This window comes from Streptomyces sp. NBC_00988 (assembly GCF_045162645.1).
Lineage (GTDB): Bacteria > Actinomycetota > Actinomycetes > Streptomycetales > Streptomycetaceae > Streptomyces.
In genome coordinates, this window is the sequence record NZ_CP108730.1 from 10854164 (window position 1) to 10875509 (window position 21346).

The 21346-nt window shown below is 70.3% G+C and carries 17 protein-coding genes; 9 read left to right on the forward strand and 8 right to left on the reverse strand.

Annotation, left to right across the window (positions count from 1 at the left end; genetic code table 11):
• The first annotated feature begins 35 nt into the window (after positions 1-35).
• Positions 36-587, forward strand: a complete 552-nt coding sequence (locus OG496_RS48985; RefSeq protein WP_366491594.1) for an RNA polymerase sigma factor — start codon at positions 36-38, stop codon at positions 585-587.
• A gap of 25 nt (positions 588-612) precedes the next feature.
• Here the strand turns inward: OG496_RS48985 and OG496_RS48990 are convergent, their stop codons facing one another.
• Positions 613-2988 carry a SpoIIE family protein phosphatase gene (locus tag OG496_RS48990; protein WP_405975518.1) on the reverse strand — a complete coding sequence of 792 codons (2376 nt, stop codon included), beginning with the start codon at positions 2986-2988 and terminating at the stop codon, positions 613-615.
• Between the two features lie 256 nt (positions 2989-3244).
• Here OG496_RS48990 and OG496_RS48995 point away from each other — a divergent pair, with 256 nt between their 5' ends.
• The gene (locus OG496_RS48995; RefSeq protein ID WP_405975519.1) at positions 3245-6337 is read left to right on the forward strand and encodes a glycoside hydrolase family 2 TIM barrel-domain containing protein; all 3093 of its coding nucleotides are present in this window, start codon (positions 3245-3247) and stop codon (positions 6335-6337) included.
• A 157-nt stretch (positions 6338-6494) separates the two neighbouring features.
• Positions 6495-8738: a glycoside hydrolase family 9 protein gene (locus tag OG496_RS49000; RefSeq protein ID WP_405975520.1), complete on the forward strand. Its 2244-nt coding sequence runs from the start codon at positions 6495-6497 to the stop codon at positions 8736-8738.
• Here the strand turns inward: OG496_RS49000 and OG496_RS49005 are convergent.
• The 3 genes from OG496_RS49005 to sigJ all read right to left on the reverse strand — a co-directional run bounded on the left by OG496_RS49005 (position 8729) and on the right by sigJ (position 11746).
• On the reverse strand, positions 8729-9247 hold the full coding sequence (locus OG496_RS49005) for a hypothetical protein (protein ID WP_366491590.1): 519 nt from the start codon (positions 9245-9247) through the stop codon (positions 8729-8731). The two genes, OG496_RS49000 and OG496_RS49005, sit on opposite strands and share 10 nt — an antisense overlap.
• 94 nt (positions 9248-9341) lie before the next feature.
• Positions 9342-10808 (reverse strand): cytochrome bc complex cytochrome b subunit, encoded by a 1467-nt coding sequence (locus tag OG496_RS49010; protein WP_405975521.1) that lies wholly within the window; start codon positions 10806-10808, stop codon positions 9342-9344.
• Positions 10805-11746, reverse strand: a complete 942-nt coding sequence (sigJ, locus tag OG496_RS49015; RefSeq protein ID WP_405975522.1) for an RNA polymerase sigma factor SigJ — start codon at positions 11744-11746, stop codon at positions 10805-10807. Before sigJ ends, OG496_RS49010 begins: the two co-directional genes overlap by 4 nt.
• A gap of 206 nt (positions 11747-11952) precedes the next feature.
• Here sigJ and OG496_RS49020 point away from each other — a divergent pair, with 206 nt between their 5' ends.
• Together OG496_RS49020 and OG496_RS49025 are read left to right on the forward strand one after the other, a co-directional pair.
• Positions 11953-13566, forward strand: a complete 1614-nt coding sequence (locus OG496_RS49020; protein ID WP_405975523.1) for a DHA2 family efflux MFS transporter permease subunit — start codon at positions 11953-11955, stop codon at positions 13564-13566.
• Positions 13563-14171, forward strand: coding sequence for a hemerythrin domain-containing protein (locus OG496_RS49025; RefSeq protein WP_405975524.1), 609 nt, complete (start codon positions 13563-13565; stop codon positions 14169-14171). Before OG496_RS49020 ends, OG496_RS49025 begins: the two co-directional genes overlap by 4 nt.
• Positions 14172-14310: 139 nt before the next feature.
• Here OG496_RS49025 and OG496_RS49030 read toward each other — a convergent pair whose 3' ends face one another.
• Entirely contained in the window at positions 14311-15027 is a 717-nt protein-coding gene (locus tag OG496_RS49030; RefSeq protein ID WP_405975525.1) for a 2OG-Fe(II) oxygenase, read from the reverse strand.
• A gap of 15 nt (positions 15028-15042) precedes the next feature.
• Positions 15043-15540 carry a methylated-DNA--[protein]-cysteine S-methyltransferase gene (locus OG496_RS49035; RefSeq protein WP_405975526.1) on the reverse strand — a complete coding sequence of 166 codons (498 nt, stop codon included), beginning with the start codon at positions 15538-15540 and terminating at the stop codon, positions 15043-15045.
• Between the two features lie 137 nt (positions 15541-15677).
• Between OG496_RS49035 and OG496_RS49040 the strand changes: the two genes are divergently transcribed.
• Both OG496_RS49040 and OG496_RS49045 read left to right on the forward strand, forming a co-directional pair.
• Positions 15678-15923 (forward strand): hypothetical protein, encoded by a 246-nt coding sequence (locus tag OG496_RS49040; protein WP_019057811.1) that lies wholly within the window; start codon positions 15678-15680, stop codon positions 15921-15923.
• Between the two features lie 3 nt (positions 15924-15926).
• The gene (locus OG496_RS49045; RefSeq protein WP_366491583.1) at positions 15927-16310 is read left to right on the forward strand and encodes a toxin Doc; all 384 of its coding nucleotides are present in this window, start codon (positions 15927-15929) and stop codon (positions 16308-16310) included.
• Between the two features lie 100 nt (positions 16311-16410).
• On the opposite strand, the gene OG496_RS49050 is transcribed toward OG496_RS49045, so the two are convergent.
• Positions 16411-17304 carry a helix-turn-helix domain-containing protein gene (locus tag OG496_RS49050; RefSeq protein WP_405975527.1) on the reverse strand — a complete coding sequence of 298 codons (894 nt, stop codon included), beginning with the start codon at positions 17302-17304 and terminating at the stop codon, positions 16411-16413.
• 143 nt (positions 17305-17447) lie between these two features.
• Between OG496_RS49050 and OG496_RS49055 the strand changes: the two genes are divergently transcribed.
• Both OG496_RS49055 and OG496_RS49060 read left to right on the forward strand, forming a co-directional pair.
• The gene (locus OG496_RS49055) at positions 17448-18323 is read left to right on the forward strand and encodes an oxidoreductase (protein WP_405975528.1); all 876 of its coding nucleotides are present in this window, start codon (positions 17448-17450) and stop codon (positions 18321-18323) included.
• 392 nt (positions 18324-18715) lie between these two features.
• A complete protein-coding gene (locus OG496_RS49060; protein WP_405975529.1) occupies positions 18716-20359 on the forward strand; it encodes an RICIN domain-containing protein in 1644 nt (547 codons plus the stop codon).
• Here the strand turns inward: OG496_RS49060 and OG496_RS49065 are convergent.
• The gene (locus OG496_RS49065; RefSeq protein WP_405975530.1) at positions 20352-21329 is read right to left on the reverse strand and encodes a 2-hydroxyacid dehydrogenase; all 978 of its coding nucleotides are present in this window, start codon (positions 21327-21329) and stop codon (positions 20352-20354) included. The genes OG496_RS49060 and OG496_RS49065 overlap by 8 nt on opposite strands.
• Positions 21330-21346 lie beyond the last annotated feature (17 nt).

Here is a 21346-nt window from a genome sequence, read left to right on the forward strand (position 1 = left end):
GCCTGCTCGTAGACCGAGGCGGAGGAGTGGATCCAGTGCGGGACACGGTACGGACCGAGGAACTGGCGCGGCGGGCCGCGGCCGGTGACACGGGTGCCCTGGACGAGCTGCTGCGGTTGATCGGACCCGAGGTCCTGAGGCGGTGCGGGCGCTTCCTGCCGTGCCGCGAGGACGCCGAGGAAGCGGCGCAGGACGTACTGATGCAGGTCGCGCGGAAGATCGGCACGTTCGAGGGCCGCAGCCTCTTCAGCACCTGGCTCTACACGGTCGTCGCCAACGGCTCCCGGCAGAAGTACCGCGAGCTGAAGCGGCGGGCCGCCGAGCAGCCGGCCGTGATCGACGTGTCACAGCACGTCGACCCGCGCACCACGAGCGTGATCGCCGGGTCGAAGATCGACCTCCTGGAGGCGCTGGAGCGCCTGGAGCGGGAGCAGCCGAACCTGGTCGCGCCGCTGGTGTACCGGGACATCTGCAACCTGGAGTACGCCGACATCGCCGAGCGCCTCGGTATCCCGCTCGGCACCCTCAAGTCCCGGCTGCACGAGGCCCGCCGCCAGGTCAGGCCCTGGCTGACCGACCTCTCCTGAGCCGACCGGCCTCTCCTGATACGGCTCAGACCTCGTCGAAGAGAGAAAGCTCCGCCCAGATCGTCTTGCCGTCGGCCGTGTGCCGGCTGCCCCAGCGCTGGGTGAGCTGCGCGACCAGCAGCAGCCCGCGGCCGCCCTCGTCCCAGGTCTTGGCGCGGCGCAGGTGCGGGGCCGTGTGGTTGGTGTCGGAGACCTCGCAGATCAGCGTGGTCGCGTCATGGATCAGCCGGAGCCGGATGGGGTGCGCGCCGTAGCGGATCGCGTTGGTGACCAGCTCGCTCACCACCAGCTCGGCCGTGAACCCGGCCTCGCTCAGGTTCCACAGGTCGAGCTGTTCGACGACCTGCTTGCGGATCGGGGCGACGAGTGACGGGTCGGCCGGGATGTCCCAGGTCGAGACCTGCTCGGCGGGCAGTCCCTGGGTGCGGGCCAGGAGCAGCGCCACGTCGTCGGCGGCACCGCCCGGCGGGAGCACCGCGTGCAGGATCCGGTCGCAGGTCTCGTCCAGGGAGTCCGAGGGGGCGTACAGGGCGTCGAACAGCAGCCGCTGACTGTCGTCGAGGTCCCGCTCCCGGTTCTCGATCAGCCCGTCGGTGTACAGGGCGAGCACGGTGCCCTCGGGCAGCTCGAACTCCGCCGACTCGAAGGGCAGCCCGCCCAGGCCCAGCGGCGGTCCCGCGGGCAGGTCGACGGGCTCGGGCGGGCCGCCGGGCCGGATCATGACCGGCGGCGGATGACCGGCTCGGGCCAGCGTGCAGCGGCGGGACACCGGGTCGTACACCGCGTACAGACAGGTCGCGCCGACCTCGCCCGGGCTGCCCTCGCCGCCGGCCTCCGCGGACAGCCGTACGACGAGGTCGTCGAGGTGGGTCAGCAGCTCGTCCGGGGCCAGGTCGATGTCGGCGAGGGTGCGGACGGCCGTGCGCAGCCGGCCCATGGTGGCGGAGGCCTGGATGCCGTGGCCGACGACGTCCCCGACGACCATGGCGACCCGCATCCCGGACAGCGGGATCACGTCGAACCAGTCGCCGCCGACCCCCGCGCGTGCCGCCGGCAGATAGCGCGAGGCCGCTTCCAGGGCGGCCGTGCGCGGGAGTTTGCGGGGGAGCAGGCTGCGTTGGAGGGCGAGCGCGGTCTCGCGTTCGCGGGAGAAGCGGCGGGCGTTGTCGATGCAGACGGCGGCGCGGGCCGTGACCTCCTCGGCCAGCAGGACGTCGTCGTCGGCGAACGGGTCGAGGCGCCGGTACCGGGTGAGGACCGCCACGCCGAGGGTGACGCCGCGGGCCTGGATCGGTACGGCCATCGAGGAGTGGATGCCGTACTCCTCGACGCGCTTGCTGCGGGTGCGGTCCCAGGCGAGCCAGAGTTCCAGAGCCCGGCCCGAGGCGACGAGCGTGCGGCCCGCGACCAGCGCGTCGGCCTGCGGGGACTGCTCCGGGTACAGGTTCAGCTGGCCCGGTTTCGCGACGGCCTCGGGGCTGCCCTGCTGCACCGACTGGTGGGCGGCCCGGCGCAGTCGGATCGGCGCGGTGATCGCCCTCGGGGGCTCGCCGCCGTGCTCCTGCGGGTCCAGCAGGTCGATGCTGACGAAGTCGGCGAGCGCCGGCACACAGACGTCCGCGAGCTCTTGGGCCGTACGGGTGACATCGAGGGTGGTGCCGATGCGGACGCTCGCCTCGTTGACGAGTTGCAGCCGCTCCCGCGACAGGTAGTTCTCGGTGAAGTCGTGCGCGGCCAGACACACGCCCCGCACCCGCCCCTCGGCGTCGGTGATCGGCGCCATCCGGGCCAGCCACGCGTGCGCGGCGTCCTCGCCGCCGGTGCGCATGTAGATCTGGAAGTCCTCGGCGGTGCCGGAGGTGAGCACGCGCAGCATGTACTGCTCCAGCTCCGCGCTCTGCGTCTTCCCGCCGATCTCGGTGATCCGCAGCCCCCGGATGCGCTCCTCGGGCAGCCCGATCACGTCGGCCATCGCGTCGTTGACCCGGCTCAGCCGCAGCCGCTCGTCGTAGACCGAGATGGCACACGGCGACTGGGTCAGCGCGGCGGTCGCGAGGGGGTCCTCGGAGGCGCGGGGGCCGCCGCCCTCCAGCGGGGTCACCACGAGCCAGTCGCCCGGCCCGCCGTCGCGGGGCCGCCGGTGGTGGGCCAGCAGCCACACGGGCACGGCACGCCCGTCGCGGTGACGCAACGAGACCGTGCCGTCCCAGCGGGCACCCGTGATCTCGGGCAGCGCCTCGGCGCCGCCGGCCAGCAACCGCTCGGCCGGGCGGCCCACGACCTCGTCCGCGGTGTGGCCGAGGAGCCGCCTTGCCCCGTCGTTCCACTCCACCAGAGTGCCCGCGTCGTCGATGACAACCCGCGCCGTCGCGGCATCGTCGAACGGGTAGGCCGGTCTCATCGTCGCCACTCCATTGCGCGCACTCACAGTGAACAGACACGCCACTTGCGTTCCAGCCTAGTGCGTCATGGTCCCGCGCGGACGAGAACCCCCAGGGCCGGGGTCCGCGATGGGCAAGGGGGAAAACCGGTCGAAGTGGCCCACGGGACAGCTGTCCGCCCCCGCACCCTTGACGGCTCGGTGTGGCCCCCCGTCAGAATCTGTTCGGTCACGATCAGTTGTGAGTACTTCTGGGCCCTGATGAGGGAGAGCCGCCATGACGGTCACTCGCAGATCGGTTTTGATCGCTTCCACGGCCGCGCCGACGGCCGCATCACTCCTGTCCTCCCCGGACGCACGCGCCGCCGCGGCGGGCGTGTCCGGCCGCCGCACGGTCCCCCTCCGGGACGGCTGGCGCTTCGCGCTGGTCAACCCGGGCGGGATCACCGACCCGACCGGCGCCTACGCGGACGCCGCCGCACCGGACTACGACGACTCGGCCTGGCGCCAGGTCGCGGTCCCCCACGACTGGAGCATCGAGCAGACCCCCACCACGGCCTACGGCACGACCAGCGGCACCGGGTTCTTCCCCGGCGGCCTCGGCTGGTACCGGATCGCCTTCACCCTGCCGCCGGCCTTCGCGGGCAAGCGGATCTCGGTCGAGTTCGACGGCGTCTACATGGACTCGTACGTCCACTGCAACGGCACACAGGTCGGCCGACACCCCTACGGATACACGGGGTTCACGTTCGACCTCACCGACCTGCTGCACACCGACGGCACCACGGAGAACGTCGTCGCGGTGCAGGTGCGGAACCAACTCCCCAGCAGCCGCTGGTACTCGGGCAGCGGCATCTACCGCGAGGCCCGCCTCGTCATCACCGAACCGGTGCACGTCGAACGCTGGGGCACGTACGTCACGACCCCGGACATCACCACCGAGCGAGCCGTCGTACGGGTGCGGACGGCCGTGATGAACGAGTCGGGCACCGCGAGCGAGGTCGAGGTCCGGTCGCGGGTCCTCGACCCCGGCGGCCGGACGGTGGCCCGCGCCGCCTCCACGGCCACGGTCGCCGACCGCGGCACCGAGGACCATGAACTCGCCGTCCCCAAGCCCAAGTTGTGGGACATCGAGACCCCGGACCACCGCTACACCCTGGAGACCGAACTGCGGGTGGCCGGCAGGACGGTCGACACGTACAGCACCCTCTTCGGCATCCGCACCTACCGATTCGACCCGGACGAGGGCTTCTCCCTCAACGGCACGCCCACCAAGATCAAGGGCGTCGACCTCCACCACGACCAGGGCGCCCTCGGTTCCGCGATCAGCATCGACGCGGTACGCAGGCAGTTGAGCATCATGAAGTCGATGGGCGTCAACGCCTTCCGCACCTCGCACAACCCGCCCTCGCCCCAAATCATCCAGGCCTGCGAGGAGTTGGGCATCGTGATGATGGTCGAGGCCTTCGACTGCTGGCACACCGGTAAGACGACCTACGACTACCACCGCTTCTTCGACGACTGGTGCGAGCGGGACGCCACCGAGATGGTCCTCGCCGCCCGCAACTCGCCCGCCGTGGTGCTGTGGTCCATCGGCAACGAGATCCCCGACTCCACCGCCACCGCCGGACTGGCGATGGCCGACCGCATCATCGGCGCGATCAAAGCGGCGGACGACACCAGGCCGGTGGTCATCGGCTCGAACAAGTACCACGGGGTGCCCGCCAAGGGCTCCGCGGCCGACCTCATGCTCGCCAAGCTCGACGGACTCGGCCTCAACTACAACACCGCCAAGTCGGTCGACGGCCTGCACGCGGCCTATCCGGGCCTGTTCCTCTTCGAGTCGGAGTCCTCCTCGGAGACCTCGACACGCGGCGCCTACCAGGAGCCGGAGCACCTGAACACCGGTGAGAACTACACCCCGGGCAGACGCGACACCTCGTCGTACGACAACAACCTCGCCTCCTGGACGATGAGCGGCGAGTACGGACACAAGAAGGACCGGGACCGGAAGTGGTTCGCGGGCCAGTTCCTGTGGTCGGGCATCGACTACATCGGGGAGCCGACGCCGTACGACGTCTTCCCGGTCAAGGCGTCCTTCTTCGGCGCGGTCGACACGGCCGGCTTCCCGAAGGACATGTACCACCTCTTCCGCAGCCAGTGGGTCGGCGAGCCCATGGTCCATCTGGTGCCGATGAGCTGGAACCACCAGCCGGGCGACACGGTCGAGGTGTGGGCGTACGCCAACGTCGACACCGTCGAGCTGTTCCTCAACGGAAAGTCCCTGGGGGCAAGGGAGTTCGACACCAAGAAGACCACCGACGGCCGCACCTACCTGGAGACCACCGAGGCCACCGGCGACGACAAGACCTTCACCAGCGGGCCCTACCCGGGCAGTTACACCAGCCCGAACGGCAGCGCGGGCAAACTCCACCTGATGTGGGAAGTCCCGTACGAGCCGGGCGAGTTGAAGGCCGTGGCGAGCCGCGACGGGAAGGTGGTCGCTTCCGATGTGCTGCGTACGGCCGGTGCCGCACACGCCGTACGCCTCACGGCCGACCGCAAGTCCCTTGCCGCCGACGGCCGTTCACTGGTCTTCGTGACCGCGGAGGTCGTCGACGCCCACGGTGTCGTCCTGCCCGACGCGGAGGATCTGATCGCCTTCGAGGTGAGGGGCGGGTCCCTGGCCGGGCTCGACAACGGGCGGGAGGAGAGCGCCGAGCGCTACCAGGCGAGCACCCGAACAGCCTTCCACGGCAAGGCACTTGCGATCGTGCGATCCGGTACGAAGGCGGGCTCGCTGAAGGTGACGGCGCGGGCGGAGGGGCTGCGGACCGGGACGGTGACGGTACGGACGACGCCCGGGCGGGACGTGGCCACGACTTCGGCGCCGCGATTCGAGGCCGACCATCCTGCGCCGCTCAACTACCCCTACGCCGACGCGAGTTACTCGGGCCGCCCCGACACGCTCCCGGCCGCCATGCTCGACGGCGACACGGCCACGGGTTGGTCCAACGCCTTCGCGAAATCGGCGACGGCTCTGTTGCCGGCGTTCAGTGGTGCGCGTGCTGAGGACTGGGTGTCGGTGGACTGGGGGAGAGGGCGGTCCTTCGACCGGGTGGAGGTGTCGTTCACCGTGGACACGACGCACAGCCTGCCCGCGGCGGTGACGGTGGCGGTGTGGGACGGTCGCGCGTGGGTGCCGGTCGAGGGCACCGCCGTCGACTGGGCGACCGCTTCGGACGCCCCGACCGTCGTCACCTTCGGCGCCGTGCGCGGATCGCGGGTGCGGCTGACGCTGAGGAGTGCTCACCCCGGGACGGCTCAAGGGGCCTTCCGGATCAGCAAGTTGGAGGCACCGGCCGGATAGGGGACCCGTAGCCCGTCGACGATCCGGACGGGAACCTGTCAGCGGTCCGCGTGGGAATCCGGCCTGTCCGGACCGTTGACGGGATGTCATGTCTCGAACAGCATGGCCTGCGTCCGCAGTAAATGGGAGCGCTCCCGCGCCTGTGAGGGGCTCAGACGTGAAACGACGCAGCACGACCCTGCTCGCCGCCACGGCCCTCCTCGCGGCGGCGCTCACCACGCTCCCAGCCGGCCCGGCCGGGGCCGACGAGGTCGAGCAGGTCAGGAACGGCACCTTCGACACCACCACCGAACCCTGGTGGACGACGAGCAACGTCACCGCCGGCCTGTCCGACGGACAGCTCTGCGCGGATGTGCCGGGCGGCACGACGAACCGCTGGGACGCGGCCGTCGGCCAGAACGACATCACGCTGGTGAAGGGCGAGTCGTACAAGTTCGCCTTCACGGCGTCCGGTTCGCCCGAGGGGCAGGTGGCGCGGGCGATCGTCGGGCTGTCGGTGGCGCCGTACGACACCTACTACGAGGTCAGTCCCGAGCTGAGCGGGTCGGGCAACTCCTATGCGTACACGTTCACTTCACCCGTCGACACCACGCAGGGGCAGGTCGCCTTCCAGCTCGGCGGCGGCACGGACGCCTGGCACTTCTGCATGGACGACGTGTCGCTGTTGGGCGGGGTGCCGCCGGAGGTGTACGAGCCGGACACCGGGCCGCGTGTGCGGGTGAACCAGGTCGCCTATCTGCCCCGTGGGCCGAAGAACGCGACGCTGGTGACCGCGTCCACGTCCGTGCTGCCCTGGGAGTTGAGGAACGCGGCGGGTGCGGTGGTCGCCCACGGGCGGACCGTGCCGCGCGGCACCGATACGGCCTCCGGGCAGAACGTCCAGTCGATCGACTTCGGCTCGTATCGGGGGCGCGGCCAGGGCTTCACGCTGGTGGCGGACGGGGAGACGAGCCGCCCGTTCGACATCGGGACGGCCGCGTACGAACAGTTGCGCCTCGACTCGCTGAAGTACTACTACACCCAGCGCAGCGGCATCGGGATACGCGACGACCTGCGCCCCGGCTACGCCCGCCCGGCCGGTCACCTGAACGTCGCCCCCAACCAGGGCGATGCCGACGTGCCCTGCCAACCCGGCCTGTGCGACTACACACTTGACGTGACCGGCGGCTGGTACGACGCGGGGGACCACGGCAAGTACGTCGTCAACGGCGGTGTCTCCACCTGGGAGTTGCTCAGCACCTACGAGCGCTCACGCCTGGCCCGCACCGGACAGCCGGCCAAGCTGCGCGACGGAACGCTCGCCATCCCGGAGAGCGGCAACAAGGTGCCGGACGTGCTCGACGAGGCCCGCTGGGAACTGGAGTTCCTGCTCAAGATGCAGGTACCGGACGGCCGGCCGCTGGCCGGAATGGCGCACGACAAGGTCCACGACGAACAGTGGACGGGGCTCCCGCTGCTCCCGAGCCAGGACCCCCAGAAACGTGAACTGCACGCGCCGACCACCCAGGCGACGCTCAACCTCGCGGCTGCGGCGGCGCAGGCGGCACGTCTGTACCGGCCCTACGACCGGGAGTTCGCGGCGAAGTCGCTGGCCGCGGCGAGGAAGGCGTGGGCGGCGGCGGTCGCGCACCCCGCGGTGTACCCGGACCCGAACGACGGCATCGGCGGTGGCGCGTACCCCGACGACAACGCGACCGACGAGTTCTACTGGGCGGCCGCCGAGCTGTATCTCACCACGGGGGAACGGCAGTTCGCGGACTACATCGTCAACTCCCCTCTCAACACGGCCGACATCTTCGGCAGCCTCGGCTTCGACTGGGCGCGCACGGCGGCACTGGGCCGACTCGACCTCGCGACGGTCCCCAGCCGTCTGCCCGGCCGGGACAAGGTGCGCCGCTCGGTGATCGAGGGCGCGAACACCTACCTGACCACGCTGCGAACCCAGCCGTACGGCATGCCGTACGCGCCGCCCGGCAACCTCTACGACTGGGGTTCCAACAGCCAGATCCTCAACAACGCGCACGTCATCGCCACCGCGTACGACCTCACCGGTGCAGCGAAATACCGTGACGGCGCGCTCCAGAGCATGGACTACATCCTCGGCCGCAACGCCCTCAACATGTCGTACGTCACCGGCTACGGCGAGGCCAACTCCCATAACGAGCACAGCCGTTGGTACGCCCACGAACTCGACCCCAACCTCCCGAACCCGCCGCGGGGGACCCTGGCGGGTGGCCCCAACTCGTCCATCCAGGACCCGTACGCACAGAGCAAACTCCTCGGCTGCGTCGGCCAGTTCTGCTACATCGACGACATCCAGTCCTGGTCGACGAACGAGACGGCGGTGAACTGGAACGCGGCGTTGGCGTGGATGGCTTCCTTCGCGGCGGATCAGGGCTGATCAGCGGGACTGCCCGCGAGGGATCCGCCTATCCAGAAGGGCAGTGCCTTCTGGTCTTTGCTCAGTGAGCGTCGTATGGCGTTGACCAACCGCACCTGAGCTTGGGCGGGCGCCCTGTTGGCTCGGGCGAACTCCTCCTTGCTCAACGGGGCACTCGTCGGGTCGCGTGCCGGGTCACGGGCCGCCTGGTCGAGGAACTCCCCGATGGCCTTGCCGAAGTTGTCGATCTCCACCGCGACAGCTGCGGGGGCGACCAGACTGGCCCGGGTCAGGGCCGCGCTCCACTCGCTCCAGTCGTAGTCCCAACCCTGGCGGTCGGCGTGGGCCCGGCTGATGACCATCGTGAACTTCGCGTAGTGGCTGATCAGTTCCTGGTAGGCGAGCAACTGCTTGTCCCGTAGCCACTGACGGTCCTGGGCCCGGTGCGTGACGATGCCCCCGACCAGGACGCCGATCGTGGCGGACAGCGCCCCGGCGCCCGTTGTCACCAGTGTGTCCAGCAGTGCCACCGCAAGCCCCGTATTCCCCGTCGCTCGAACATCCGCGGCTCGAACCTACTGGTGACCGACTTTCGGGGACAACGCTCCGGCATGGCAACCGACCCTAGGGCTCGCGCTCCACGAGTTCCCTCGGTTGCTTGTGCGCGGTGAGTGTGTGGAGTTCGGCCTGGCTGAGCGGTCGGTGCAGTTCCACGTACTCGCCGTGCGGCAGGCGCTTGATCACGCCCGTCTCGCGGCCGTGCAACACCAGCTCCGTGTCCCGGAGTTGGAGCCCCAGGCAGATACGGCGGGTCACGACGAAGGCGACCGTCGGTACGACGAACACCGCCACCCGCACCGCCCACGTCACCGTGTTGATCGACAGGTGGAGGCGGGTCGCCACGATGTCGTTGCCGCCGCCGGCCAGGAGGATCAGGTAGAGGCTGATCCAGGCGACGCCGATGCCTGTGCGGGTGGGGCGGTTGCGGGGGCGGTCCAGGAGGTGGTGTTCGCGTTTGTCGCCGGTCCGCCAGGACTCCAGGAACGGGTACACGCCGATGAATACCAGGAGGAGCGGGAAGACGATGATGGGGATCAGCACCCCGAGGACCAGCGTGTGCCCCCACACCGTGATCTCCCAGCCGGGCATCACCCGCACCAGGCCCTCCGCGAACCCCAGGTACCAGTCCGGCTGGGCGCCCGTGGAGACCTGGTCGGCGCGGTAAGGGCCGTAGGACCAGACCGGGTTGATCGATGCCACCGCCGCGAGGAGGGTGAGGGCGCCGAAGACCAGGAAGAAGAAGCCGCCCGCCTTCGCGAGGTAGACCGGCATGAACGGGGCGCCCACGACGTTGCGTTCGGTGCGGCCGGGGCCCGCGAACTGGGTGTGCTTGTGGTAGACGACCAGGAGGATGTGGACGACCACAAGTGCCGCCATGATCCCGGGGATCAGCAGGACGTGGAGCGAGTAGAAGCGGGACACGATGTCGTGGCCGGGGTACTCGCCGCCGAACAGGAACATCGAGAGGTACGTGCCTACGATCGGCACCGACAGCAGCGCGCCGTCCACGAAGCGCATGCCCGTGCCCGACAGCAGGTCGTCCGGGAGCGAGTAGCCGAAGAGTCCCTCGAACAGGCCGAGGAACAACAGGGTCCAGCCGAACAGCCAGTTGAGCTCGCGCGGCTTGCGGAACGAACCCGTGAAGAAGTGCCGCATCATGTGCGTCAGCATCGCGGCGATGAACACCAGCGCCGCCCAGTGGTGCAACTGCCGGATCAGCAGCCCGCCCCGCACGTCGAAGCTGAGGTGCAGCGTCGAGGCGTAGGCGTCGGACATGCGGATGCCGTTCAAGGGGACGTAACTCCCGTGGTACGTCACCTCGTTCATCGACGGGTGGAAGAAGAGGGTGAGGTACACACCCGTGAGGATCAGCACCACGAAGCTGTAGAGGCAGATCTCGCCGAGCAGGAACGACCAGTGGTCCGGGAACACCTTCCGCAGGTACTGCTTGCCGACGGTGTGGATGCCGAGGCGGCCGTCGAACCAGTCGGCGACGCGTTCGCCCCGCGAGGGGTCGGGGGCGCCGGTCACTCGTTCTCCTCCTCGTCCTTGTGCACGTGCGTGAGTTTCTCGGGGTTGGTCACGATGTAGACCCCGGACACCTGGTCGCCCTCGGGCGTGAGGTCCATGACCATCACCGCGTACGGCGAGTCGCCCTCGAACAGCACGGCCGCGTCGTCGCCGTTGACGCGGCGGTAGCGCAGCTCCAGGTCCTGGGGGCCGCGGCGTCGGGCCGCGAACGAGTTGATGAGGCGGACGGCCTTGTCCCGTCCGTGCACCGGGCGCAGGCCCGCCGGCTTCCGGTTGCCCCCGCTGTCGGTCCACACCGTGACGTCCGGCGCGAGGATCTCCATCAGCGAGGCGATGTCCCCGCCGATCGCGGCCCGCACGAACCGCTCGGTCGCCTCCCGCCGCACCCGGGGATGCGCCTCGTACAGCGGCCGTCGCGCGTGCACATGGGCCCGCGCCCGGTGCGCGAGCTGCCGTACGGCAGCTGGCGTGCGGTCGATGATGTCCGCGATCTCGGTGTGGGCGTACCCGAACACCTCGTTGAGGACGAAGACCGCGCGCTCCAGCGGGGTCAGCGACTCCAGGACGACCAGCATGGCCATCGACACGGACTCGGCGCGCAGGGCGGGGTCCACGGGATCGTCGTCGGAGGGCTGGTCGACCAACGGCTCCGGGAGCCACGGGCCTACGTACGTCTCGCGGCGGCGGGTGATCGTGGCGCGGCGCTGCAGCGCGTGGTTGACGGCGATGCGGACGAGATAGGCGCGCTGGTTGGTGATGGTGTCGAGCGGGGAGCGCCGGGCGCGCGACGTCCAGGAGAGCCAGCTCTCCTGGAGGACGTCGTCGGTGTCGGCGACGCTGCCCAGCATGTTGTAGACGAGGCCGAACAGCAGCTCCCGATGGTCCATGAAGACGGTAGTCGCCTCATCGGTGACAGCGATCCCGGAATTCTCGGACATGTATGCGCCTCCCCAGTGGCGTGCTCACTACTGCGAGGGGTGGCGGGGCTCGGAATGTGACAGCCGACGGCCTGAATGTGACGTACGTCTCGGGAAATTCGCGCCGCGTCACACCCGTCGGCCGGTCGCCCTCTTGAACGCGAGTCCGACGTGCGGTCGGACGCGTAGTCGGATGTCCGGATGTCCGGATATAAGGAGTCGACATCGTGTTCAAGAAGTGGCACGGCAACCCCTGGGCGATTCTCATCACGCTCTCGCTCGGGTTCTTCATGACCCTCCTCGACCTGACGATCGTGAACATCGCGATCCCTCAGCTCGGCGAGGACCTCGGCGCCTCGCTGGACGAGATCCTGTGGATCGTCAACGCCTACACGCTGGCGCTGGCCGTCCTGTTGATCACCGGCGGGCGTCTCGGCGACCTGCGCGGCAAACGGAACCTGTTCGCCGCCGGAGTCGCCCTGTTCACCGTGGCCAGCCTCGCCTGCGGCCTCGCGCAGGACCCCGCCCAGCTCATCGGGTTCCGCGCGGTGCAGGGCCTGGGCGCGGCGCTGCTCATGCCGCAGACCCTGTCGATCATCGCCGAGGTGTTCCCGGCCGACCGGCGCGGTGTCGCGATGGGCATCTGGGGCGCGGTGGCGGGGGTGTCCGGCGCGCTCGGCCCGATCCTCGGCGGGGTGCTGATCACCCATCTGTCCTGGCGCTGGATCTTCTTCGTCAACCTGCCGATCGGCGCGCTGGTGCTCGTCCTCGCCATGGCGATCATCCCGGGCGCCCGGCGCACGGTACGGCGCCGCTTCGACACCCTCGGCGTCACGCTCGCCTCAACTGCCCTGTTCTGCCTGGCATTTGGGCTGACTGAGGGGCAGCGGTACGACTGGAACGCCTGGATCTGGAGCCTGTTCGGCGCGGCCGTCGTCCTTTTCGCCGGCTTCCTGCTGCACGAGCGCGGGCAGCAGAACGGCGAACCCCTGGTCCCCTTCTCACTGTTCAAGGACCGCGACTTCAGCCTCATCAACTTCGTCGGTGTCACCGTGTCGTTCGGCGTGGTCGGGATGTTCCTGACGCTGACGATCTATCTGCAGTCCGTGCTCGGCTTCAGCGCGCAGAAGGCGGGGCTCGTGCTGTTGCCCGTCGCCCTCGGTTCGTTCGTCATGGCCGGGCCCGCCGGGGCGCTCGCGGACAAGGTCGGCGGCAAGTTCATCCTGATGGGCGGGCTGCTTGCCTGGGCGGGTGGGCTGGTCTGGGTCGTCGGTGTCGCGGACGTCGGCACGGGCTGGTTGACCATCGCCTTCCCGCTGTTCCTCACGGGGTTGGGCGTCGGCTGCACCTTTGCCCCGATGGCCACGGAGGTCATGCGCAACGTCCCGCCCCGGCTCGCGGGCGCCGCGTCCGGTGTCACCAACGCGCTCCGGCAGGTCGGTTCGGTGCTGGCCGGTGCGGTGATCGGCGCGGTGCTCCAGGCCCAGCTCGCCTCGTCCCTGACCGAGCAGGCACGGGCTCGGGCCGGTCAACTCCCTTCCGCCTACCGGGAGTCGTTCGTCGCCGCGTTCTCCAAGGCGGAGTCCGACGTCGGCGCCGGGCAGCAGGGCGGTGCGCCGGCCGGGGTTCCGCAGGGCATCGCCGAGCGCATGCGTGTACTCGGCGGCCAGGTGTTCGGCCACGGGTTCGTCCACGCGATGGGGCCCGCCGTGTACGTCGCCGTCGCCGTCCTGCTGACCGGCGCGCTCGCGTGTCTCGCCGTACGACGACACCACGGGCCGTCCGCCAATCCGCATGCCCTGCCCATGTCCGAGCCCGAGCTGGAGGAAGCCGCACGATGACTATCGACTTCACACCCATGTACGCCTCCCACGACGCGTTTCGGCGTGACCTGGAGCGCCTCGCCGCGGCGGTCGCGGAAGGGCGGGCACACACCGGTTCTGTTCTCGCCGGGTGGGAGAACTTCAAGCACCAACTGCACGTCCATCACACCGCGGAGGACAGCGATCTGTGGCCGCGGGTTCGGGAACGGGTCGCGGGGCGTGTGCGGGACCTTGCGCTGCTCGATGACATGGAGGCGGAGCATGGGCGTATCGACCCGTTGCTGGACGCGGTGGACGCTGCGCTGGCTGAGCGGGCGTTCGAACTCCCCGATCTTGTAAGGGCGTTGCGGGCCACGCTCGACGATCATCTCAAGCATGAGGAGGACGGGGCGTTGCCGTTGATGGGGGAGGTGCTGACCGGTGCGGACTGGGGGGCCTTTACCGGGCGGATGCGGGAGACGCAGGGGCTGCGTGGGGCCGCGGTGTTCGTGCCGTGGCTCTTGGACGGGGTGTCGGCGGTGGAGCGGGAGCGGCTCCTCGGGGCCTTTCCGGCGCCGGTGCGGGTGCTCAACCGGGTGTTCTGGGAGGGGAGTTATCGGCGGCGGGGGCTTTGGGGCGGCTAGTGGGTGCGGGTCCGGTGGGCGCTGGTCGCGCAGTTCCTCGCGCCCCTAAGAGACCTGGCTCCGCCGGTCTCCGTGGGGCGCGCCCGCGCGGCGGAGCCGCATGTCGATACAGCCCCGCGCAACGGAGTTCACTGGTCCCTCAAGTCGCGTCGTGGAACACCAGCCCCAACGCGTGACGACTGCCGGAGCGTACGGTGCTCACCCCGTGCCGCATGCCCCCCGCCGACCAGCCGCGTTTCGTTTGCACCGGGCGGTCGCGGGTCGTGAACACCAGGCCGTGGCCCTGCCGTAGCGGGGTCGCGGTGCCCCGGGACTGGGCTCGGGCCCGCTGCTCGACCATCAGGAACTCGCCGCCCGTGTAGTCGGTGCCGTACTCGTCCAGGCCGATCACCACCTGGAGCGGGAAGACCAACTCGCCGAAGACATCGCGGTGGAGGGCGTTCCAGTCGCCCTCGCCGTACCGGAGGAGGATCTGTGCCGAACGGTCCTGACCCGCGGCGTGGCAGCGGGCGAGCCACTGGTCGAGGTCGTCGGGCCAGGGGGACGGGCGGTCCAGGCGGGCCGCCCAGTCCCGGGCGATCGGGAGCAGGTGAGGGTAGAGCGCGGCGCGCAGGGCGGCGATCGGTGCGGGGAGGTCGTGGGTGAAGTAGCGGTACGCGCCGGAGCCGAAGCGGTGGCGGGCCATGTCCACGGTGGTGCGGAACAGTTCCGGCTTCTCGTAGAGGGCTGCCAGGTCGTGACACTCGGCCGGCGTCAGCAACTGTGCGGTCGGCGCGCTGCCGTACAGGTCCAACTCCTCGGTCAGAGCTGACCAGTTGGTGTTCTCCGCGCGCCGCCGCGCCTCGGTGATGCGCATGACTTGCTCCTTTCGTCAGCCGAGCATCGGCTGCAACGCGCCCTCGTGGGTGAGCAGTTGAACCTTGCGTTCGACACCGGCGGCATAACCACGCATCGAGCCGTCCGCGCCGATCACCCGATGGCAAGCCCGCACCAGCAGCAGCGGGTTGGCGCCCAGGGCCGCGCCCAGTGCCCGGACCTCGGCGCGCGGTACGCCCACGCGTTCGGCGAGGGCGCCGTACGTCGTCGTGGTGCCGTACGGGATGTCGTCGAGGGCTTGCCAGACCCGTTGCTGGAACTCCGTTCCCTCGGCGGCGAGGGGGAGTTCGAAGTGGGTGAGGTGTCCGGCGAAGTACGCGGACAGCTGGCGGTTGGCCTCGGTGAAGGCCTGGTCGTCGCGTTCCCAGTCGGTGGGGATGCTCGGGTGGTCCGGCATGGTCAGGGTGGTGAGGGTGGTGCCGTCGGCCGACCTCTCGCCGGTCAGGAGCAGCTCGCCCACGGGGCTGTCGGTGAATGTGTAGATGGTGGTCATGGGGATGAGTCTGCTCCGGAACCGCGGTCGGGACCGGCGGGATTCGGACATGGAGGTGGGGCCCGCTCGGTACCGTCGGGCGTAGCTCTTGACCTGGGGGTATTTACGGGTAAGTACCCGGGCGGTACCGTGTTGGCATGCCAGCTCTCAACGTGGAGTTCAGCGACCGCGAGCTAGAGGACCTGCGGCAGATCGCCAAGGAACGTGGTACGTCGATGAAGGCTCTGGTGCGTGAGGCGGCCGCGGCCGACATAGCCCGGCACCGGGCACTGCAGGAGGGCGCCGAGGCCTTCCGCCGGTTCTTCGCTACGCACGCCGACGAGTTCGCCGCCGCGTTCCCCGACGACGAACCGTCGGCCAAGGGCGAGGGGCGGGTCGCCTGACGCATGCCCGTCATCCCTGCCATCCACATCGACGTGCCCTGGCTGCTCCAGCGCCATGAGGAAGTCCTGCCTGACCAGCCCACCATCAACGACTTCTCGGCGTTAGTCGCAGCCGTCGCCCGACACCGCGTCGACCCGCCCCGTCTCGGCATCGACTCCGACCCGGCCTGGCGGGCCACCGCCCTGCTGCACACCCTCGCCCTGCTCAAGCCGCTGCCCTCGGCCAACGCCCGCTTCGCCTGCGCCACGGCCGTCGCCTACATGTTCGTCAGTGGCGTCGGCATCGATCCGCCCTACGGCGCCCTCGTCGACCTCGCCCGCGATCTGATCTCCGGCAAGACGGATGTCTACGGCGCGGCGGACCGGCTGCGTTCCTGGCAGATCTGAGCGGCCGATCCGAGGGGCAGATCTGAGCGGTGGATGCGGGTGGCGGTTCTGAGCAACAGGCCTGAGCGGCAGCTCTGACGCCTCCGTCAGCGGTTCTCTGTCAGTGGTCCTCGTCCAGGCGGACGTTCTCCTCGTGCGGCCGCGGGCTCTCCTCGCGTGGGACGCCGTCGGACGCGGCGAGGCTGCCCAGCAGGCCCAGCAGTTCCGCGCTGCGGCTGCCCGGCTCGGCGTGGAAGACGACCAGGCTCAGGGCGTTCGTGCCCGGGATCTCGAACTTGTTCGACCGCAGCTCGAAGTCACCGACGAGCGGGTGGCTCAGGAGACTGGTCCGGCCGAGCATGGGCCGTACCTCGTGGCGGCTCCACAGCAGCCGGAAGCGGTCGCTGCGCACGGACAGCTCGCCCACCAGCTCCACCAGCCGGGGTTCGTCGACGTCGGGGCCGATGTGGCCGCGCAGGGTCGCCACGCCCTCGGCGGTCAACTCCTCCCAGTCGCGGCGCAGTTCACGCTCGGCCGGGTCGAGGAACACCGCCCGCAGCAGGTTCACGCCCGGCGTGTAGTTCGGGGACAGCGCCCGGCACAGCGCATTGGCCGCGAGGCAGTCCGTGAACCGGTTCTGCACATACGCCGGGTGTCCGGACCAGGTGTCGAGCAGTTCGCGGACGCTCGTCGGTACCGCCTCGGGCCGCCTGACCCGTCTGCGGGACACGGCCGGCCGCTCCGGCTGCGCGAGGCTCAGCAGATGGGCGGTCGCGGAGGCGTCCAGGCGCAGCACCCGGGCCAGCGCCTCCAGCACCTGCGCGGACGGGTTGCGGTCGCGGCCCTGCTCCAGCCGCAGGTAGTAGTCGGAGCTGATACCGGCCAGCAGGGCGACCTCCTCCCGGCGCAGCCCCGGCACCCGGCGCAGCCCGCCGCCGCTCAGGCCCACGTCCTCGGGCCGGACCCGCTCCCGGCGGGCCCGCAGGAACTCCCCGAGCGCGTTCATGCTGTCCACACCCACCACCGTAGGACCGAATCCGTCGAGGTGCGTGTCCCTGTCACTACCAGGAACATCCGGGTACTGCCTGCCCGGCCGCGACAGGCGCAGAGTCGATGGCAGGACCGAACCGTCCACCCCTCATCGAAAGGCGCGCCATCATGGCCGACACCGTCTCCGGCGGCACCCTCATCCTCGCCGAGGACCTCACCCTCACCCGCATGGGATACGGCGCCATGCAGCTCGCCGGCCCCCACGTCTTCGGCCCGCCGAAGGACCGCACCGAGGCGGTGGCCGTCCTCCGCGAGGCCGTCGAGCGGGGCATCACCCACATCGACACCAGCGACTTCTACGGCCCCGTCGTCGTCAACGAGATCATCCGGGAGGCCCTCCACCCCTACCCGGACGACCTGCGCATCGTGACCAAGGTCGGCGCCCGGCGCGGCCCCGACGGCAGCTGGATCATGTCCCGGCACCCCGAGGACCTGAAGGCGCAGGTGTACGACAACCTCCGCAACCTCGGGCTCGACGCGCTCGAAGTGGTGAACCTGCGGGTCGGCACCGATCACGGCGCCCACGAGGAGTCGATCGGGGAGGAGTTCGGCGCGCTCGCCGAACTGCGGAAGGCCGGGCTGATCCGGCACCTCGGGGTGAGCACGGTCTCCGCCGCCCAGCTGACCGAGGCCCAGGCCATCGCACCGGTCGTCACCGTGCAGAACCTGTACAACCTGGCCAACCGGGAGGACGACGCCCTCGTCGAGCGGTGTGCCGCGGAGAACATCGCGTTCGCCGCGTACTTCCCGCTCGGCGGCTTCACCCCGCTGCAGTCGCGGACCCTGTCCGAGGTGGCCGTGCGGCTGGACGCCTCGGCCCAACAGGTCGCCCTCGCTTGGCTGTTGCAGCGGTCGGCCACCACCGTCCTGATCCCCGGCACCTCGTCCCGTGCCCATCTGCGGGACAACATCGCCGCCGCGGACCTGGTGCTGCCCGCCGACGCGGTTGCCGCACTCGACACCATCGGTGGGGCCGGGGCCTGATGGAGGGAGGGCGGGGGTGGGCCGCCCCCGCCCTCGGGGCCGCCGACCGAGGGCGGGAGGAGCAGGGTCGGCGGCCGTTTGGCGCGGGAGAGCCGCCGTCCAGCGCGTGGCCTCCGAGAAGGGCCGAACCCAGTGGACCGCGGTGTGCCGTGTGCCGGGAGCGTGCGTGACGCACCGGCGTGTGCGCGTGGTTCACACGGGGCGCATGGAAAGTCGAAAGCCCGTGCTGGTGAACCGAGTTGTCACCGCATCTGACTTTCTTTCAATGGTATGGAAGTTACCCAAGTGCCTTGTTGGGTCGGGTGGGTTGTGCAAGGGTGAAACACCCGCGCGGGGAGTAATGCCCGGGGCTCATTGACCTGTTGATGAACCGAATCCGAGGAATCCACTCCGTGTCCATCCCGCATCCCCCTCGTCCTCCTTACCCGCCGCCGGACGGCGGGGCTCCCGAGGAATCCGACGAGACCCTGGCCGCCCGGCTGCGGGGCCGTCCGGAGGGCGAGGCCGCTCATTCCGTCGCGCTGCTCATGGCGCGGCACTGGCGGCCGGTCGAGGATTACGCGGGCATCTGTCTTGCCGCGGAGGGGTCCGTGCCCGCCATGGCCGCGGCGGCCGCCTTCCACCGGGTGTTCGACCGGCTGACGTTCGGCGAACACGGTGTGGCGCTGCGGCCCCGGCTGCTGCTGACCGTGCGCGACACGATCCGGGAGTGGGCGGCGGAAGAGCGGATATCCAGTGTTGTTCCCGATCTGGAGAATCCCTCCGGGGGCCGCGCCATGCGGGCCGCGAAGTCCATGACGCCCGAAAATCGCAAGCTGGCCGAGCGGTCTTTCCAGACCCTTCCGCCGTTCGCCCAGTGTCTGCTGTGGCACACCGAGGTCGAAGCCGAGTCGATAACCGTGCCGGCGGCCCTGCTCGGCATGGATACCGACAACGCGTCGGCCGCTCTCCAGCAGGCGCACGAAAAATTCCGCGAAGGCTGTGTACGCGCCCACCGGGAACTCGCGCCGACCCAGGATTGCCGCTTCTACAACCGCCTCCTCGACGTCCCGATTCGGCGCGGCGGTGGACTGCTGCCGGATGTCCAGCAGCATCTCGCCCAGTGCCGTTACTGCCGTTCCGCCGCCGAACAACTCAGCTATTTCGAAGGCGGGTTGGGCATCCTCCTCGCCGAGGCCGTGCTCGGCTGGGGCGCCCGCCCCTACCTCGCGTCACGGCCCGGTCGCGTCGGTCGCGACGCGCGGACGAGGACCGGCTCCCGGCACGGCGGGCACTCCGGCGGCAGCACGGGGCGGCACCGGCTGCTGTCCCGCATCCCCGCACCCGGCCGCCGTCTCATGGACGCGGCCCGGTCGGCACAGTCGTCCCGGTCGCCCCGATCGCTGTTCGTCGGCGTCGGCCTGATCGGTGCCGGGGTCCTCGCGACGGTGGTCGCCGTCGTCCTGTGGCCGGACCACAGCGGCGGCACCGCCGGTCCCGTCGCCTCCAGCACCACGAACAGTGGCTCTGGAAACGTGTCGTCATCGGCACCCGGCACGGCCAGGCTCCCCACCGCACCTCAGCAGACGCGGCTGCACAACGCCGCCGCCGACCTGTGCCTCGACATCCGGGGCACCGCGAAGGCCGGCGCCGGCGTCGTCCTGGCGGTCTGTTCGTCGGCCGGGACCCAGGAGTGGTCGTACGACACCGACGGGCTGCTGCGCAGTGTGGCGAGCCCCGGGCTGTGCCTGGACTCGCACGCGGACGCCGGTGTCGTCGTCCTCGGCACCTGCGCCGACGCGAAGTCCGAGCGCGGCAACGACGTCCGCTACGACCTCACCGTGCAGGGCGAGTTGCTGCCCCGCTGGAACTCGGAACTCGCGCTCACCTCCACCACCAAGGACCCGGGCGCCGACATCGTGCTCAAGGTCCGCGACGGCTCCACCGCGCAGCGCTGGCTGGCCGACTCGGTGACGGCCAGCCCCGGTTCGCTGTCGATCGCCGGCACGGGAGCCCCGTCACCGCGCCCCGCGAAGATCGCGGACCGGCTCAACTGACCACATCGGACGGCGACTTGCCGGTCAGGTAACCGGCGGTGTTCTGCACGGCGGCCAGCGCGATCCTGAGCACCGTCTCCCGGGTCACGCCGCCGACGTGCGGGGAGAGCACCACGGTCGGGGCCTTGAGCAACCGCAGGGCCGGGGTCGGGGGTTCGGGGTCGAAGACGTCCAGGCCGGCACCGGCGAGTGCCCCGGCTTCGAGGGCGTCCGCGAGGGCGTCCTGGTCGATCAGGGCGCCTCGCGCGGTGTTGATCACGAACGCGCTCGGCTTGAGGAGTGCGAGTCGCTCCGCGTTCAGGAGATGCCGGGTCCCGTCGGTGAGCGGTGCGTGCAGGCTCACGTAGTCGGAGAGGCGCAGCAGTTCGTCGAGCGGGACGTGCCGGGCGTTGCCGAGGCGGGCCGTCGTCTCCTCGGGGACGGGGCGTCGGCCGGCGTAGACGACGGTCATGTCGAACGCGGCCGCGCGGCGGGCGACTTGCTGCCCGATGGCGCCCAGTCCCACGATGCCGAGCGTCTTGCCGGACAGCTCGGTCAGGGATCGCTGCAGGCGGGGCAGCGCCCAGTCGCCCTCGACCAGTGCGGTGTGCGCGGGGACGAGTTGCTTGGCCAGCGCCAGCATCAGGGCGAAGGTCTGCTCGGCCACGTTCTGTGCCTCGGCACCGCTGGAACCGATGGTGCAGACGACGACCCCCTGGGCGCGCGCGGCGTCCAGGTCGACGTAGTCGAAGCCGTGACTTGCGCACTGCACCAGCTCCAACTCCGGTGCCGCGGCGAGGTGTTCGGCGGTCACCGGGGAGAGCGCGGTGATGACGACGTGGGCCGCGCGCAGGGCCTGCGGGTCCTCGTCGACCGTCTCGACGACGGTGACGTCCACCCCGTCGGGCAGCAGTGTCGCGAGTCCGGCTCCCGCGGTGCGGCCGCCCATGTGGGGTGGGACGACGGCCAGGACGTTCTTCGTGGAGGGCATGCGAAATCCTCGTCGGG

What these genes read in the sequence shown, in the direction of transcription:
- sigJ (WP_405975522.1), bottom strand. Translation starts at nt 11,746, where the DNA reads ATGTCCGAGAATTCCGGGATCGCTGTCACCGATGAGGCGACTACCGTC.
- OG496_RS49040 (WP_019057811.1), top strand. Translation starts at nt 15,678, where the DNA reads ATGCCAGCTCTCAACGTGGAGTTCAGCGACCGCGAGCTAGAGGACCTG.
- OG496_RS49035 (WP_405975526.1), bottom strand. Translation starts at nt 15,540, where the DNA reads ATGACCACCATCTACACATTCACCGACAGCCCCGTGGGCGAGCTGCTC.
- OG496_RS49030 (WP_405975525.1), bottom strand. Translation starts at nt 15,027, where the DNA reads ATGCGCATCACCGAGGCGCGGCGGCGCGCGGAGAACACCAACTGGTCA.
- OG496_RS48990 (WP_405975518.1), bottom strand. Translation starts at nt 2,988, where the DNA reads ATGAGACCGGCCTACCCGTTCGACGATGCCGCGACGGCGCGGGTTGTC.
- OG496_RS49055 (WP_405975528.1), top strand. Translation starts at nt 17,448, where the DNA reads ATGGCCGACACCGTCTCCGGCGGCACCCTCATCCTCGCCGAGGACCTC.
- OG496_RS49065 (WP_405975530.1), bottom strand. Translation starts at nt 21,329, where the DNA reads ATGCCCTCCACGAAGAACGTCCTGGCCGTCGTCCCACCCCACATGGGC.
- OG496_RS49045 (WP_366491583.1), top strand. Translation starts at nt 15,927, where the DNA reads ATGCCCGTCATCCCTGCCATCCACATCGACGTGCCCTGGCTGCTCCAG.
- OG496_RS48995 (WP_405975519.1), top strand. Translation starts at nt 3,245, where the DNA reads ATGACGGTCACTCGCAGATCGGTTTTGATCGCTTCCACGGCCGCGCCG.
- OG496_RS49025 (WP_405975524.1), top strand. Translation starts at nt 13,563, where the DNA reads ATGACTATCGACTTCACACCCATGTACGCCTCCCACGACGCGTTTCGG.